The organism is Streptomyces sp. NPDC002845 (assembly GCF_053591955.1).
This window is the reverse complement of sequence record NZ_JBSFUU010000012.1, coordinates 1-14,869: the sequence shown is the minus strand read 5'-3', so window position 1 is coordinate 14,869 and position 14,869 is coordinate 1. Positions and strand designations below refer to the sequence as shown.

14 protein-coding genes are annotated in these 14,869 nt (G+C 71.7%); 9 read left to right on the top strand and 5 right to left on the bottom strand.

Annotation, left to right across the window (positions count from 1 at the left end):
- Positions 1-46: 46 nt before the first annotated feature.
- Positions 47-1,201, bottom strand: a complete 1,155-nt coding sequence (locus ACWD3C_RS10860; RefSeq protein WP_451142320.1) for a Glu/Leu/Phe/Val family dehydrogenase — start codon at positions 1,199-1,201, stop codon at positions 47-49.
- The gene (locus ACWD3C_RS10855; protein ID WP_451142318.1) at positions 1,194-4,166 is read right to left on the bottom strand and encodes an FAD-binding and (Fe-S)-binding domain-containing protein; all 2,973 of its coding nucleotides are present in this window, start codon (positions 4,164-4,166) and stop codon (positions 1,194-1,196) included. The genes ACWD3C_RS10860 and ACWD3C_RS10855 overlap by 8 nt, the downstream gene beginning before the upstream one ends.
- Before the next feature lie 182 nt (positions 4,167-4,348).
- On the opposite strand from ACWD3C_RS10855, the gene ACWD3C_RS10850 reads away from it, so the two are divergent.
- On the top strand, positions 4,349-5,269 hold the full coding sequence (locus tag ACWD3C_RS10850; protein WP_451142316.1) for a LysR family transcriptional regulator: 921 nt from the start codon (positions 4,349-4,351) through the stop codon (positions 5,267-5,269).
- The gene (locus tag ACWD3C_RS10845; protein ID WP_451142314.1) at positions 5,266-5,394 is read left to right on the top strand and encodes a hypothetical protein; all 129 of its coding nucleotides are present in this window, start codon (positions 5,266-5,268) and stop codon (positions 5,392-5,394) included. Before ACWD3C_RS10850 ends, ACWD3C_RS10845 begins: the two co-directional genes overlap by 4 nt.
- A gap of 178 nt (positions 5,395-5,572) precedes the next feature.
- Here ACWD3C_RS10845 and ACWD3C_RS10840 read toward each other — a convergent pair whose 3' ends face one another.
- Positions 5,573-6,481, bottom strand: a complete 909-nt coding sequence (locus ACWD3C_RS10840) for a LysR substrate-binding domain-containing protein (RefSeq protein ID WP_451142312.1) — start codon at positions 6,479-6,481, stop codon at positions 5,573-5,575.
- Positions 6,482-6,691: 210 nt separating this feature from the next.
- On the opposite strand from ACWD3C_RS10840, the gene ACWD3C_RS10835 reads away from it, so the two are divergent.
- The 3 genes from ACWD3C_RS10835 to amaB are packed head-to-tail and all read left to right on the top strand — an operon-like array spanning position 6,692 to position 10,889.
- Positions 6,692-7,876: an NAD(P)/FAD-dependent oxidoreductase gene (locus ACWD3C_RS10835; protein WP_451142310.1), complete on the top strand. Its 1,185-nt coding sequence runs from the start codon at positions 6,692-6,694 to the stop codon at positions 7,874-7,876.
- A gap of 27 nt (positions 7,877-7,903) precedes the next feature.
- Positions 7,904-9,295 carry a 2-oxoadipate dioxygenase/decarboxylase gene (hglS, locus tag ACWD3C_RS10830; RefSeq protein ID WP_451142308.1) on the top strand — a complete coding sequence of 464 codons (1,392 nt, stop codon included), beginning with the start codon at positions 7,904-7,906 and terminating at the stop codon, positions 9,293-9,295.
- 49 nt (positions 9,296-9,344) lie between these two features.
- Positions 9,345-10,889 carry an L-piperidine-6-carboxylate dehydrogenase gene (gene amaB / locus ACWD3C_RS10825; protein ID WP_451142306.1) on the top strand — a complete coding sequence of 515 codons (1,545 nt, stop codon included), beginning with the start codon at positions 9,345-9,347 and terminating at the stop codon, positions 10,887-10,889.
- 12 nt (positions 10,890-10,901) lie between these two features.
- Here the strand turns inward: amaB and ACWD3C_RS10820 are convergent, their stop codons facing one another.
- Positions 10,902-11,396, bottom strand: coding sequence for a DUF5994 family protein (locus tag ACWD3C_RS10820; RefSeq protein ID WP_451142304.1), 495 nt, complete (start codon positions 11,394-11,396; stop codon positions 10,902-10,904).
- Positions 11,397-11,597: 201 nt separating this feature from the next.
- Between ACWD3C_RS10820 and ACWD3C_RS10815 the strand changes: the two genes are divergently transcribed.
- On the top strand, positions 11,598-11,849 hold the full coding sequence (locus tag ACWD3C_RS10815) for a hypothetical protein (RefSeq protein ID WP_451142635.1): 252 nt from the start codon (positions 11,598-11,600) through the stop codon (positions 11,847-11,849).
- A 156-nt stretch (positions 11,850-12,005) separates the two neighbouring features.
- Positions 12,006-12,605, top strand: coding sequence for a DUF5994 family protein (locus ACWD3C_RS10810; RefSeq protein WP_451142302.1), 600 nt, complete (start codon positions 12,006-12,008; stop codon positions 12,603-12,605).
- Between the two features lie 115 nt (positions 12,606-12,720).
- Here the strand turns inward: ACWD3C_RS10810 and ACWD3C_RS10805 are convergent, their stop codons facing one another.
- Positions 12,721-13,476 (bottom strand): helix-turn-helix domain-containing protein, encoded by a 756-nt coding sequence (locus ACWD3C_RS10805; protein ID WP_451142300.1) that lies wholly within the window; start codon positions 13,474-13,476, stop codon positions 12,721-12,723.
- A 231-nt stretch (positions 13,477-13,707) separates the two neighbouring features.
- Here ACWD3C_RS10805 and ACWD3C_RS10800 point away from each other — a divergent pair, with 231 nt between their 5' ends.
- Together ACWD3C_RS10800 and ACWD3C_RS10795 are read left to right on the top strand one after the other, a co-directional pair.
- A complete protein-coding gene (locus tag ACWD3C_RS10800) occupies positions 13,708-14,379 on the top strand; it encodes a DUF4097 family beta strand repeat-containing protein (RefSeq protein ID WP_451142298.1) in 672 nt (223 codons plus the stop codon).
- Between the two features lie 29 nt (positions 14,380-14,408).
- Positions 14,409-14,869: ABC transporter ATP-binding protein (locus tag ACWD3C_RS10795; protein ID WP_451142296.1), on the top strand; the 461-nt coding region annotated here is incomplete at its 3' end.

Here is a 14,869-nt window from a genome sequence, read left to right as displayed (position 1 = left end):
CGTACGGACCCGGTCGGCACAGCGTTGCGGAGTCGGTGTTGCGGAGTCAGTCGTGGTCGCGAGGGATACGGCCCCGGCTCCGCATCGCGGTGCGGACGCGCCGCTCGGCCAGGGTGCGGCCGGCGGTGTGCGGGGTGATGCCGTGGCGGTCGGCCTCGTCGAGGACGGTGACCGTGTTGGTCCGCAGGCGGGTCGAGATGGTCTCGAAGATGGCGGTGGTGTCGGGCCGGAATCCGGAGTAGCGGGCGTCCATCGCGAAGGCGGCGGCGACGACGCCTCCGGCGTTGGCGACGAAGTCGGGGAGCACCGTGACGCCCCGCTCGGCGAGGACGGTCTGGGCCTCGGGGGAGGTCGGCAGGTTGGCGCCCTCCACGACGAGCCCGGCCTTGATCTCCTGCGCGGTGGCGCGGTCGATGACGTCCTGCAGGGCCGCGGGCAGCAGGATGTCGCAGTCGACAGTGAGTTCCGCGCCGGAGGCGAGGGCGGTGCCCCGGCCGTGGCAGGTGACGAAGTGGTCGCCGTGCTCCTCGCGGGCGGCCAGCAGGCCGTCGACGTCGAGGCCGCTGGGGTCGTGCAGGGCCCCGTGCGCGGTGGAGACCGCCACGACGGTGGCACCGAGCTGCGCGAAGCGCCGGGCGGCAGCGCTGCCGACGGCGCCGAAGCCCTGGATGGCGACGCGGGCGCCGGCCATGGGCAGGCCCTGGCGCAGGGCGGCCGCGTCGGTCGCCTCGGCGACTCCGTAGCCGGTGACGCCGAGCTTGTCGTACGCCACGCCGCCGAGGTGCTCGGGGGTGCCGACGGCGGCCCCTCGGTCCCCCAACTCGTCCTGGATGATGGCGGCGTCGCTCTCGGTCAGCCCCATGTCCAGCCCCATCACGTACTCGCGGGGCACCTCGTTGGACAGAGCCCTGGCGAACGCGCGCAGCACCGCCTCCTTGTCCCGGGAGGCGGGGTCGGCGACGATGCCGGCCTTGGCGCCGCCGTAGAAGAGGTCCACGCCTGCCCACTTCCACGTCATGACCCGGGCGAGGCGGGCCACCTCGCCGACGGTCACGGTGGGGCTCATCCGGGTGCCGCCCTTGCCGATCCCGCGGGCGGTGTTGTCGATGACCAGGACGCCCTTCATGCCGGTACGGCGGTGGGAGACGACGACGATCTTCTCGGGGCCCCAGTCGTCGACGAGGGAGAGTGCGTCAGTCACGAGTGTGCTCCTTGGGGTCGATGGCGGTGTCGGCCGGGGGCAGTGCGCGGGCGATGAGTTGCGCGAGGTGGGTACCGGTGCGGTCGGTCTGCTGGGCGATCTGGGTACGGCAGCTGAAGCCGTCGGCGAGGATGTGCGTGCCGGGGGCGGCGGAGCGTACGGCGGGGAGCAGGACCTGTTCGCCCGCGGCGACGGAGACGTCGTAGTGGCCGCGTTCGAAGCCGAAGTTGCCCGCCAGGCCGCAGCATCCGGAATCGAGCGTGGTGTTGTCGACGCCCATACGGCGCAGCAGGGCGCTGTCCGCGCCGAAGCCGGAGGTCGCGTGCTGGTGGCAGTGCGTCTGGCTGATCGAGTGGGCGTCGTCGATGGGCGGGGGCTGCCAGTCGGGGGCCCGGTGGACGAGGAGTTCGGCCAGGGTGACGGTGGCTTCGGCGAGGGCGCGGGCTCGGTCTCGGGTACGGTCGCCGCCGTCGCCGTCACCGTTGCCGTTGCCGTCGAGAAGTTCGGGCAGGTCGGTCCTGAGCGCCGCCGTGCAGCTGGGTTCCAGGCCGACGACCGGGATGCCGGCCTCGATCGCGGGAGTCAGGGCGGAGACGGTGCGCCGCGCGACGCGCCGGGCGACGCCGAGTTGCCCGGTGGTGATCCAGGTCAGTCCGCAGCACTGGGTGCCGTCCGGGACCTGGACGCGGAAGCCGGCGTTCTCCAGTACGGCGACCCCGGCCCGGAGGACCTCGGGGGTGAAGTGGTTGTTGAAGGAGTCGACCCAGAGCATCACCGGGCCGCGTCCGCCGTCGCCCGGCGGTGCGGTGCGGCGGCGGAACCAGGTCAGGAAGGTCTCGTCCGCGAAACGGGGAATCTCGCGCCGGTCGGCGATGCCTCCGAGCCGCTTGACGAGGGGTGCCAGCCGGGAGGCGGTGAGGGCGTTGACCGTTCGCGGCATCCGGGCGGCCAGGCGGGACAGCAGCGGCAGCCAGCCCATGGTGTAGTGCGAGGCGGGCCGGACGCGGCCCTTGTAGTGGTGGTGCAGGAACTCCGACTTGTACGTGGCCATGTCCACCCCGACCGGGCAGTCGGCGCTGCACCCCTTGCAGGACAGGCACAGGTCGAGGGCGTCGCGGACCTCGGCCGACCGCCAGCCGTCGGTGATCACCTCGCCCTGGGTCATCTCGTACAGCAGGCGGGCCCGGCCCCGGGTGGAGTCCTTCTCGTCGAGGGTGACCCGGTAGCTGGGGCACATGACATCCCCGCGGTGGCTCGCGGTACGGCACTTGCCGACGCCGACGCAGCGGCGGGTGGCCTTGGCGAAGTCACCGTCGTCGGCGTGGAAGGGGAAGACGGTGGTGAGAGGCAGAGGCGTACGGTGCGGGCTGACGCGCAGGTTGCCGTCGACGGGCAGCGGGCGCACGATCATGCCGGGGTTCAGGCCGTTGTCGGGGTCCCAGATCTCCTTGAACTCCTCGAACAGGGCGATGACTTCGGGCCCGTACATGAGCGGCAGCAGTTCGGAGCGGGCCTGGCCGTCGCCGTGTTCGCCGGACAGGGAGCCGCCGTGGGCGGCGATCAGCCGCGCCGCTTCGGTGACGAAGGCGCGGAAGACGGCGGTGCCCCGCTCGGTGGTGAAGTCGAAGTCGATACGGACGTGCAGGCAGCCTTCGCCGAAGTGCCCGTAGACCGCGCCCTGCAGCTCGTGCCGCTTGAGCAGCTCGGTGAACTCGCCGAGGTAGGCGCCCAGTCGGTCGGGCGGAACGGCCGCGTCCTCCCAGCCTGGCCAGGCCTCGGAACCGTCGGGCAGGCGGGTGGCCAGGCCCGCTCCGTCCTCGCGGATACGCCACAGCCGCCGGGCGCGCGTGGGGTCGGTGACGATCTCGCTGCCGGTGAAGCCCGTCGCCTGCCCGGCGGTTTCGGCGAGTCGCGCGGCCCGTACGGGCAACTCGTCGTCGGTGTCGCCGAGTTCGGCGAAGAGCCAGGCCTGGGCGGAGGGCAGGGTGTCGATCGCGGCGCGTGTCTCGGGGCGGGTGACGATGTCGGTCAGCGCCTGGTCGAGTCCCTCCAGCGCCAGCAGCCGGTGCTTCAGCAGGGCGGGCACGGCCTCGGCGGCGGCGCGGGCGTCCTGGAAGCCGAGGACGACCAGGGCGCGGGCGGGGGGCGGGGCGATGAGGCGGACGGTCGCCGAGAGGACGACGGCGAGCGTGCCCTCGCTGCCGACCAGGGCGCGGGCGAGGTTGAAACGGTGCTCGGGCAGGAGGTGTTCCAGGGCGTAGCCCGACACCTGGCGAGGGAACCGGCCCAGCTTCGTACGCAGCACGCCCAGGTTGTTCCGGGCGAGCCGGTACAGGGCGGCGATCAGCTGTCCGCGGTCGTCACCGGCGGCGATGGCCGCGTCGATCTCCTGCTGCGTCATCTCGCCGAGGCGGACCACCGTGCCCCGGTAGGTGACCACTTCGAGTTCCAGGACGTTGTCGGCGGTCCGCCCCCAGGCCAGGGAATGGGTCCCGCAGGCGTTGTTGCCGATCATGCCGCCGAGCGTGCAACGGCTGTGGGTGGACGGGTCGGCGCCGAACAGCAGGCCGTGCCCGGAGGCGGCCCGTTGCAGGTCGTCCAGCACGATGCCCGGCTGCACCGTGGCCGTCCGTGCCCCCGGGTCCAGCGCGAGCAGCCGGTTGAAGCAGCGGGAGAAGTCGAGCACCACACCCGGCCCGACCGCCTGGCCGGAGGTACTGGTGCCGGCTCCGCGCGAGGTGACCGGCACGCCCAGGCGGCGGCACACGGCGAGGGCGTTGAGGACGTGCCGCCGCTCACGCGGGAAGACCACGGCGAGCGGAATCCGCCGGTAGTTGGAGGCGTCGGCCGAGTACTGCGCCCGGCGGCCGGCGTCACCGGCGACCTCGCCGCAGTCCGCTCGGCCGAGGGCATCGGCCACGGCTGCCGCATCGAGGCCGCCGAGGTCCCGCACTGTCGTGGTCACGGTGCTCGCTCCTTCTGGCTCACGGCCACGTTCGACCCGGTCCACCCCACGATGTGGGCCGGGCGACGCACCCACAAGGGCCAGCAGAGCGAAAGAATTGACGCTTGAGAGCAAGGAATGCTTAGGCTGCTGGCTGCCTGACTGGATCTGGAATCTGGAATCCCTGCGCACTCCAGGAGTCCGTGTTGCTGAAGCCCCTGCACCTGCTCACGCTGAAGGCAGTCGTCCGCAGCGGCTCGTTCGCGATCGCCGCCCGCGATCTCGGCTACACCGCGTCCGCGATCTCCCAGCAGATCTCGGCCCTGGAGAAGGAAACCGGCCTGGTCCTCTTCGAGCGGGAGGCACACGGAATCCGCCCCACGGCCGCGGCCCACCGCCTGGTCGACCTCGGCGCCCCCGTGCTGGCCGCCCTGGACAACCTGGACCATCACGTCCAGGAGCTGGCCACCGGCGTCACCGGCCGGCTGAGGCTGGGCAGCTTCCCCACGGCCGGCGTCAGGCTCGTGCCGTCCGCCCTGTCGGCGTTCACCGAAAGCCGTCCCCGTGCCCGGATCGAGCTGGCGGAGGGCGAACCCGAGGAACTGGTCGCCGCGCTCGGCAACGGCGACCTGGACGTCGCCCTGGTGTACGAGTACGGGCTCAGCCCCCGCCAATGGCCCGACGGTCTGGCCCACCACCCGTTGCTGCGCGAAGACCTCGTGCTGCTCCGCGCCCGCGACAGCGGCCTGAGCGCGCACCTCCCCCGCCTCTCCCGCGCCCGCTGGATCACCAGCCGCGAGGGCACCGCGGGCGCCGAGTCGCTCGTCCGGCTGTGCGCGGCGGCCGGGTTCGAGGCCGCGGTGGCCTTCCGCAGCAACAACTACGACGTCGTACGGGGACTGGTGTCCGCGGGGCTGGGAGTGGCGGCGGTACCGGCACTCGGCCACGCGCCGAGCGACACCATCGAGGCCACCCGGCTCACCCAGCGCTCCGCACACCGCACCGTGCTGGCCCTCCACCGCCGCGAGAACAGCAACCCGCTGCTGGCCACCATGCTCGACTCCCTGCGGCGGGCGGTACCCACGGACGACCCGTTCCTGCACCCGGCCACCGATCCGACGTGACCGAGACCGAGCCACGCGGCCGGGCCGACGTGACCGAGCCGACGTGCGCGGCCGGGCTCTACGCCGAGGGTCTGTCCGACGGATCACGCCGACCTCGGGACGCGGCGGCCGGCAGCTGCTGGTGAGCGGGGTCATGACCCGCCGGACAGCGCACCCAGGGCTCTGAGCAGGTCCAGCGAAGTCCAGTGCGGTTCGGCAGCGCCCCAAAGGGGCGCGGGGCTGTGTACATATGCGGCTCCGCCGCGGGGCGCGACCAGCCCACGACGAACCCGCAGGTGATGCACTGGACTTCCAGCGGGGCGCTCAGGCGTCTCGCCGCGTATCGGCCACCGCCCGCAGCACACCGACCAGCGCCGCCACCGTGGGCCGCCGTTCCGCGGAGGAGCGGAACACCACGACGATGTGCCGCTCGATCGTCTCGCGCAGCCGCACCACGTCGAAACGCGAGGCACGGAGCCTGAGCATCAGATCCGTCACGACGCTCACCCCGACTCCCGCCTCGACCAGCGCCAGAGTGGCCGCGGTGTCCGTCACCTCGTGCCGTACGTCCGGCTCGACACCCGCCCGTCGGCAGGCGGTGCGCACCGCGCGGCCGTAGTAGCTGTCGGCCGACGGAAGGATCCACCGCAGGTCCCGCGTGTCGGCCAGGGCGACCTCGGCACGGCCGTCCATCGACCCGGCGGGCACCGCGAGGGAGAACCGCTCCCGGTAGAGCCGCGTCACCCGGAGCGCCGGATCGCGCGGGATGGGTACGTCCGGGTAGTCCAGGCCGAGCGCCAGGTCCACGCCCCCGGAGGCGACGGCGTCGTACACCTCGTCCACGTCCATGTCACGGCTGTGCACGTCCAGCCCGGGATGGGCCTCGCGCACGTGCCGCAGGGCCGGCGGCAGGATCTCGGCGGCGGCCGTGGCGAACAGGCCGACCCGCAGTACGCCGGAGACCTCGCCCCGGCTGCGCTCCAGTGCCTCGACGGCCTCCGCCTCGGTGGACAGGATGCGCTCGGCGTGCCGGGCCAGCGTCCTTCCGGCGTCGGTCAGCTCCACCCGCCGCCCCACCCGCCGCAGCAGTTCCATGCCGGTGGCCTTCTCCAGCGCGGCGATCTGCTGGGAGACCCCGCCGGGGGTGTACCCGAGGGCCTGCGCCACCGCGGTGATGGTTCCGCGCCGGGTCAGCTCGACCAGGGAGCGCAGCTGGGAACTCGTCCAGTCCATATAGAGAACGTAATAGATCAGACGCAGAAACTGTTCATGGACGTCAACGGTTGGGTTGCGTCACGATGACGGACAGCTAGCTGATCAGCGTCTTCATCCCCTCATCGACGGACGACTCGACGGACAACTCACTGACGGCCCAAGCCACGCCCCGACCGGATGCCCCTCGGCTCCTCCGGCCCGGGCGTCGGCCTCTGGAAGGACGGTCCCTTGTCCAACTCCTCCCCCTCCTCCACCTTCCGCACCGTCCCCCCAACCGCCGACGTCGTGATCATCGGCGGTGGCGTGATGGGTGCCAGCACCGCGTTCCACCTCGCCGAAGCGGGGGTGAACAACGTCGTCGTGGTCGAGCGCGGCGAGCTGTGCGGTGGCAGCTCGGGCAAACCGATCGGCGGGGTGCGCGCCCAGTTCTCCGATCCGCTCAACATCGAGCTGGGCAGCCGCAGCCTGCGCGCCTTCCAGGACTTCCCGCAGCGCCCCGGCGCCGACATCCGCCTCGACAGCGTCGGCTACCTCTTCCTGCTCACCACCGACCGGCAGGCCGCGGACTTCGAGGCGAGTGTCGGCATCCAGAACGGCCTGGGCGTCCCCAGCCGCATGATCGGCCCGGACGAGGCACGCCGACTGTGCCCGTACATCAGCACCGACGGACTCGTGGCCGCCGTCTACTCCCCCACCGACGGCCACGCCCGCCCCGCCCTGGTCGTCCAGGGTTACGCCGACGCCGCCGCCCGTACCGGCGTCACCTTCGCCACGCACACGAGTGTGACCGGCATCGACACCGTCGGCGACCGGGTCACGGCGGTCCACACCGACCGCGGCCGCATCGCCTGCTCCACCGTCGTCTGTACGGCGGGCGCCTGGTCCGGGCAGATCGGCGAGATGGTCGGCGTCGACCTGCCGGTGCGGCCGGTACGCCGCCAGCTCGCCTTCACCCGGCCGCTCACGTCCCCGGTGCCCCGTATCCCCTTCACCATCGACTTCTCGTCGTCGGCCTACTTCCACAACAGCGACGACGGCCTGCTGTTCGGCCTCGCCGACCCCGGCCAGCCGGACGGCTTCGACACCACCTGGACCCCGGAGTGGCTGGAGCTCTTCCGGGACGTCGTACGGGACCGGGCCCCCGAGCTGGCGGGCATGGAGATCGCCGACGGCTGGGCGGGCCTGTACGAGGTCACCCCGGACCACAACGCGCTGATCGGACGCTCCGGCGAGCTGCCCAACTTCCTGTACGCCACCGGGTTCTCCGGCCACGGCTTCCTGCAGGGCCCGGCGGTCGGCGAGATCCTGCGCGACCTCTGCCTGGACCGCGAACCGTTCGTCGACATCTCCCCGCTCAGCGCCGACCGCTTCCGGACGGGAGCCGAGATCCGCCCCGAAGCCCACGTGGTGTAAGCCCTCGTACGCAAGGGAGACCCTTCCATGATCAGCCAGTGGCAACTGCGCGCCGCCTTCGCCGCCCGACTCTCGGACATGTACGGGCGAGAGGTCCCCGCCTACACGACACTCGTGGACGTCTCGCGCGAAGTGAACGAGGACGTGCTGCGCGCCCAGGGTGCCGACGCCGAACGCCTCGGATCCATCAGCCGGGTGACCGCGGAACGGCACGGCGCCATCCGTGTCGGCACCCCCGCCGAACTGCGGCAGGTGGCCCGCGTCTTCGGGGCCCTGGGCATGCACCCGGTCGGCTTCTACGACCTGCGCGAAGCCGCCTCCAGCGCGGTGCCCGTCGTATCGACCGCGTTCCGCCCCGTCGACGGCGAGGAACTGGCCCGCAACCCCTTCCGCGTCTTCACGTCCATGCTCACCCCCGCCGACCCACGGTTCTTCGACGCCGAACTGCGCTCCCGCCTGGAGACGTTCCTCGCCGCCCGCGAGCTGTTCCCGCCGGAGCTGCTCGCCCTGGCCGACCGGGCGGAGGCCGAGCGCGAACTGCCCGGGGAAGACGCCGAACGGTTCCTCCAACTCGCCGTCGCTGCCTTCGAGTTGTCGACGGAACCGATCGACAGGGCCTGGTACGAGACCCTGGAGAAGGTCTCCGCCGTCGCCGCGGACATCGGCGGCGTACGCAGCACCCACATCAACCACCTCACCCCGCGCGTCCTGGACATCGACGAGCTCTACCGGCGTATGACCGAGCGCGGCATCGAGATGATCGACACCATTCAGGGACCTCCCAGGTGGCAGGGCCCCGATCTGCTGCTGCGCCAGACCTCCTTCCGCGCGCTGGCCGAGCCCCGCGCCCTGCGCACCCCGGACGGCGGCGTGACCAGCGGCGCCCTGCGCGTGCGGTTCGGCGAGGTCGAAGCCCGGGGCATCGCCGTCACCCGCGAGGGCCGGGCCCTCTACGACCACCTGCTCACCCTCGTAGACCAGCAGGTGGCCGACCACCCCGGAGCGGACCGCTCCGAACTCGCACACACCCTGTGGACGGAGCACGTCCCCGGCACCGAGCGCGACCTCGCCGCCCAGGGCCTGGCGTACTTCACCTACCGCGTCGCACCCGACCGGCCGCAGGACGGCAGCCACCCGCCCGCGACCCTCGACGACCTGCTGGCGCAGGGCTGGGTACGGGCCGAGCCCATCGTCTACGAGGACTTCCTGCCCCGCTCCGCCGCCGGCATCTTCCAGTCCAACCTCAGCGACGCGGGTTCCCGGGACAACGACCAGCAGGGCACCGCCTACGACAGCGAATGGCTCTCCGGCGCCATCGAACGCGAGGTCCTCGACCCGTACGCCCTGTACGAGCGGCAGCAGAACCACTCCCTCGCCCAGGTCGCCCGGGAGCTGCGACTCGACGGCGCGCTCGGCTGACCCCGCCGATCCGCCCCCCTCTCACCTCCACCACCCTCAAGGGAGCACCATGACCACCAGCACCACCCTGCCCACCACCTTGCCCACCACCGACGACCTGCGTGCCCGCGCCCTCGCGAGCCTGGAGCGCGTCGGCGTGACCGTCCCGGAGGGCGCCGACTTCCAGGCCCGTACGCCCATCACCGGGGAGAACCTCTTCGGCCTGACCGCCGCGACCGCCGCCGAGACCGAGGAGGCCGTCGCCGCGACCCGCGAGGCGTTCCTCACCTGGCGCACCACCCCGGCGCCCCGGCGCGGCGAACTCGTCCGGCGCCTGGGCGAGTTGCTGCGCGAGCACAAGGGCGACCTGGCCGACCTCATCACCATCGAAGCGGGCAAGATCCGCTCGGAGGCGCTCGGCGAGGTCCAGGAGATGATCGACATCTGCGACTTCGCGGTCGGCCTGTCCCGTCAGCTCTACGGCCGCACGATCGCCTCCGAGCGCCCCGGCCACCGTCTCGCCGAGACCTGGCACCCGCTCGGCGTCGTCGGCGTCATCTCCGCCTTCAACTTCCCCGCCGCCGTCTGGTCGTGGAACACCGCCGTGGCCCTGGCCTGCGGCGACACGGTGGTCTGGAAGCCCTCGGAACTCACCCCGCTGATCTCGCTGGCCTGCGACCGGCTCCTGGACCGGGCGGCCGAGGAGGTCGGCGCCCCCCGTGACGTACACCGCCTCCTCCTCGGCGACCGCACCATCGGCGAGCAGCTCGTCGACGATCCGCGCGTCGCCCTCGTCAGCGCCACCGGCTCCACCCGCATGGGCCGCGAGGTCGGCCCCCGCGTCGCCGCCCGCTTCGGGCGCAGCCTGCTGGAGCTCGGCGGCAACAACGCCGCCGTCGTCACCCCCTCCGCCGACCTCGACCTCGCCGTCCAGGGCATCGTCTTCGCCGCCGCCGGGACGGCGGGGCAGCGCTGCACCACCCTGCGTCGCCTGATCGTCCACCGCGACATCGCCGACACGCTCGTCGCACGCCTGACGGCCGCGTACGCCAAGCTCCCCATCGGCGACCCGTTCGACGAGAACACCCTGGTCGGTCCGCTGATCACCACCGCCGCCCTCGACACGATGCGGGACTCCGTCGCCCGCGCGCAGGCGCAGGGCGGCAAGGTCCTCGCGGGCGGCGGCCGCCGCCTGGCCGACACCGCACCCCGGGCCGCCTACGCCGAACCGGTCATCGTCCGCGTAGACGAACAGACGGACATCGTCCGGGAGGAGACCTTCGCCCCCATCCTCTACGTCCTGACCTACGACACGTTCGAGGAGGCCATCGCGCTGCACAACGACGTTCCGCAGGGCCTGTCCTCCAGCATCTTCACCCGCGACCAGCAGGAGGCCGAGCTCTTCCTCTCCTCCGAGGGCTCCGACTGCGGCATCGCCAACGTCAACATCGGCACCTCCGGAGCGGAGATCGGCGGCGCCTTCGGCGGTGAGAAGGAGACCGGCGGCGGCCGCGAGTCCGGCTCCGACGCCTGGCGCGCCTATATGCGCCCGGCCACCAACACCATCAACTACTCCAGCCGCCTCGCCCTCGCCCAGAACGTCAGCTTCCTCTAGACGTTCCTCCAGCTACTGCGGCCCGGCCTGGCCCGTGCCGGTACCCGTGCCCGTGTCGATGAGGATCTGTTCGGCATGCGTGACGTTGTCGACGCGGACCGCTTCGGCCATCGCGGCGCGGGCCGCGTCGGGCGTCGCGTGCGGCGGGACCACGAGGAGGGAGAAGAGGTCCTGATCGCCTCGGGTGATGAGCACGGTGTCGTCGCCGACCGGGAAGGAGTCGATGTGGACGACGCGGTCCTCGATGACCAGTCGCGTCGGCAGTTCCTCCCAGGCTCCGGCGTCCAGGCCGACGCGGGTGACCGGCCCGAGGTACTCGGTCAGTGCGGTGACCAGGGCGGGAAGCTCGGCGGCGATGTCGCGGGAACGGGGCCACCACGCTCCGTCGAGCACTCCTTGCCGGTCGTGTGCCGTCTGCAGCCGTACGACAGCCGTCCCGGGCTTGACGGCCTGGTGAACGGCGTTCGGCAGGAGCCTGGTCACGCGTGGGAAGTCGGATTCGGGCATCGCACTCGCCTGTCCGCAAGGAATGAGGAAGCGAAGAGGAAACGGAAACAGAGTGGCTTCCTCGCTCCACGGTACTCCCGTACGCCCTACTCCAATGCTCCCCGGCAGCCGGGAAACCCGCCGGTCACACGCGGGGGCCGTGGGGCACGCCGGAGTAGAGTGAAAGATCCGGCCAGCGTCATGCCGAACAACGAGGTCGCCATGCAGCCAGCGGAAACAGCCTCGGACGGGCACGCCGAGGTGCGCATCGTCGCCGCCTCCCCCGAGGTCGCCCGTCGGGTCGCGGAGGTGCTCCGTCATTGCTTCGCCGCCACCGAGCAGCGCAGCTATCCGGCGGGCATCGAGGGAGGGACCCGCCTCCAGCTCACCGTGGACACCACCCGCACGGCGGAACCGGCCCGGTCCTGGCTGGAGACCAGCCGCGCCGAGGAGAACGACCTCCGGCGAAAGTGAGCCGACGTCCCGGAGCGGTCCGTTCGGCCTCTTCGGGGAGTAGCGTGAACTCATCGGGAGCATTCCGCACACCGGCCCCGATGCCGGTGTCGTTCCCGGTGAGCGACGACATCGGGCAACTGCCCACGCGCAGGAGTCCGGAGACAGGTTCGCGCGATGTCCGCGACCCCCGACCGTCCCCCGCTACGGGCCGTGCCGGCCCTGCCCTCCGTTCCCTTCAGGGCCCCGACCGCCCGCCTCGCGCTGAAATCCTCCGGAGCACCTGACGAACTGGACGGCGCCTGGTGGCCCCGTTCACGTGACCTGACGAGCGAACTCTCCGCTCTGGCAGACGTGCTGGACCCGTTGTGGGGACGGATCACCCGCATCGCCGTCAACCCCCGCTACTGGCCGATCATCCCGCCCAAGATCTTCGTCAACGGCCATATGGTGAAGGTCGGTTGGTTCACCCTGGAGTTCGATCCGCACAAGATCCTCCTGCTGTCCTCCACAGCGGGCCGCTGGGACCTCCTGGTGGTCCCCCCGGAGACCGACGCCCCCTCGGCCGCCCGCCTGATGGCCGCCGCGAGCACCGGCCCGCCCATGACGGCGACCGCGCTCATGACGGCGGAGCAGGCCCTCCACAGCAGCCCGACGGCCGACCGGCCTCAGCCGCAGGCCCCTGCGGCTGTTCGGGAGTACGAGGGCGACGCTTCCTCGTCACGCCGGGCCGCCGCCGTTCGGCTCGCCCGGGTCATGCGGGTCATGGGGACGTGACCGTCACGGTCACCGCCCGTCACTGCCCGTGACCGACCGCGTGAGCACCCGCGGCACCGCCCGCCGCGGCTGATCCGGCGCGGGCACCACTGGCCGCGACCATCAAGACGGCTGTCTATCCGGGATCCGAACTTGGCTTGGCGGCGCCGCCTGAGGGCGTTTCGGCTTTCGTGTGGAGGACCTCGCGGGCCTGCTCCGCGGCGCGGGCGAGGCTCTCGCTGACGAAGTCGAGGAAGCGGGCGATGTTCTCCAGGCGGGTGGCGGCCGGGGTATCGGGGCCGAGGATGCCGACGCCCTGCCGTGTGATCTCGACGAGCTGGGCGGTGGACCGGGCGCTGGCCATCATCGACTGGTACCAGACGTCGTCGTCGGCGTAGTAGCGCTCGCGGCGGCCTTCGTCGCGCTCCCGGCGGACGAGGCTCTGACTTTCGAGGAACGCGATCGCTTTGGAGACGGACGCCGGGCTGACCTGGAGGCGCCGGGCGAGTTCGGACGCGGTGAGGCTGCCCGCGTCCGTGGTGAAGAGGCAGGTCAGCACCCGGGCCATCATCTTGGGCAGGCCCTGTTGCATGAGGACGGTGGTGAACGTCTCCTCGTACTCGGCCACGGCCTCGGCGTCGCGTCCGTGCGGCTGGGGGTCTGACCCCGCCCCTCGGGAGGGGGCGGCCCTGCGCCGGTGGGCGCGGCGTTCGGTGGCGCGGTGGGCCAGGTCGGCGCGGTAGGCGGTGGGGCCGCCGTTCCGCATCACCTCACGCGTGATCGTCGAGGTCGGACGGTCGAGGCGTCGGGCGATCTCGGCGTAGGGGAGGCTGTCGGCCAGCCCCAGCGCGATCTGCTGGCGTTCCTGCTGGGTGAGCCTGCCTCCCGGCATCGCGATCTCCTTCGTGGTCCTTGGTGCTCCGTGGCGCCTCCAGCATAGCGTTCACCTCTGACCCATTGCAACGTACAGAGGGGCGCCGTTGCATTAAATTTAAGACCATTGCAACAATTTCATTGCCTTTACCTGCACTGATACCGATTCTTCGCAACGAACTTGTTGCCGGATCTTTGAATGCAACGTAGCTTTTCCATCGTTCGAAACAACGAGCCGAAGGAGAGCACGATGCAGAAGTTCGACACCCCCGCCCCGATCTCCGCCGTCCTCGACATCCCCGCGGGACGCGTCCAGTTCATCGCCGCCGACCGGACCGACACCACGGTCGAGGTCCTGCCCGCGGACGCCTCGAAGGGCCGCGACGTGAAGGCGGCGGAGCAGACCGAGGTCGCGTACGGCGACGGCGTCCTGCGGATCGAGGTCCCGGCGGCGAAGAACCGGATCATCGGCCCCTCCGGATCCATCGAGGTGACGGTCCAGCTGCCCGCCGGCTCCCGCATCGAGGCGAAAGCGGCCAGCACCGAGCTCCGCGGCGTCGGACGCCTCGGCGACGTCGCCTTCGAAGGCGCGTACCGCCAGATCAAGATCGACGAGGCCGCGAGCGTCCGCCTCACCGCGATCGACGGCGACGTCGAGGTCGGCCGGCTGGGCGGCCCCGCGGAGATCAGCACCGCAAGGGGCGACATCCGGATCACCGAGGCCGTGCGCGGCACGGTCGTGCTCCGCACCGGGCAGGGCGAGATCTCGGTCGGCGCCGCCCGCGGAGTCTCCGCCTCCTTGGACGCCGGCACCAGCTACGGCCGCGTCCACAACGCGCTCCAGAACACCGAAGGTGCCGCCGCCGGCCTGAACATCCACGCGACCACCGCCTACGGCGACATCACCGCCCGCAGCCTCTGAAGCCCGCAGCCTCTGAAGGAGCACCCCTCATGACCGACTTGGCCATCGCGGCGAACGGGCTGCGCAAGTCCTACGGCGACAAGGTCGTGCTCGACGGCGTCGACCTGGCCGTCCCCGAAGGAACGATCTTCTCCCTGCTCGGCCCGAACGGCGCCGGCAAGACCACCGCCGTCAAGATCCTCTCCACCCTCATCACCGCCGACGCCGGCGACCTGCACGTCGGCGGCCACGACCTCGCCGCCGACCCGCAGGCCGTGCGGGCCGCGATCGGCGTCACCGGGCAGTTCTCCGCCGTCGACGGCCTGATCACCGGCGAGGAGAACATGCTCCTCATGGCGGACCTGCACCACCTCTCCCGCAACGAGGGCCGCCGTACCGCCGCCGAACTGCTGGAACGCTTCGACCTCACCGAGGCCGCGAAGAAGCCCGCCTCCACCTACTCCGGCGGCATGAAACGCCGCCTCGACCTCGCCATGACCCTGGTCGGCAA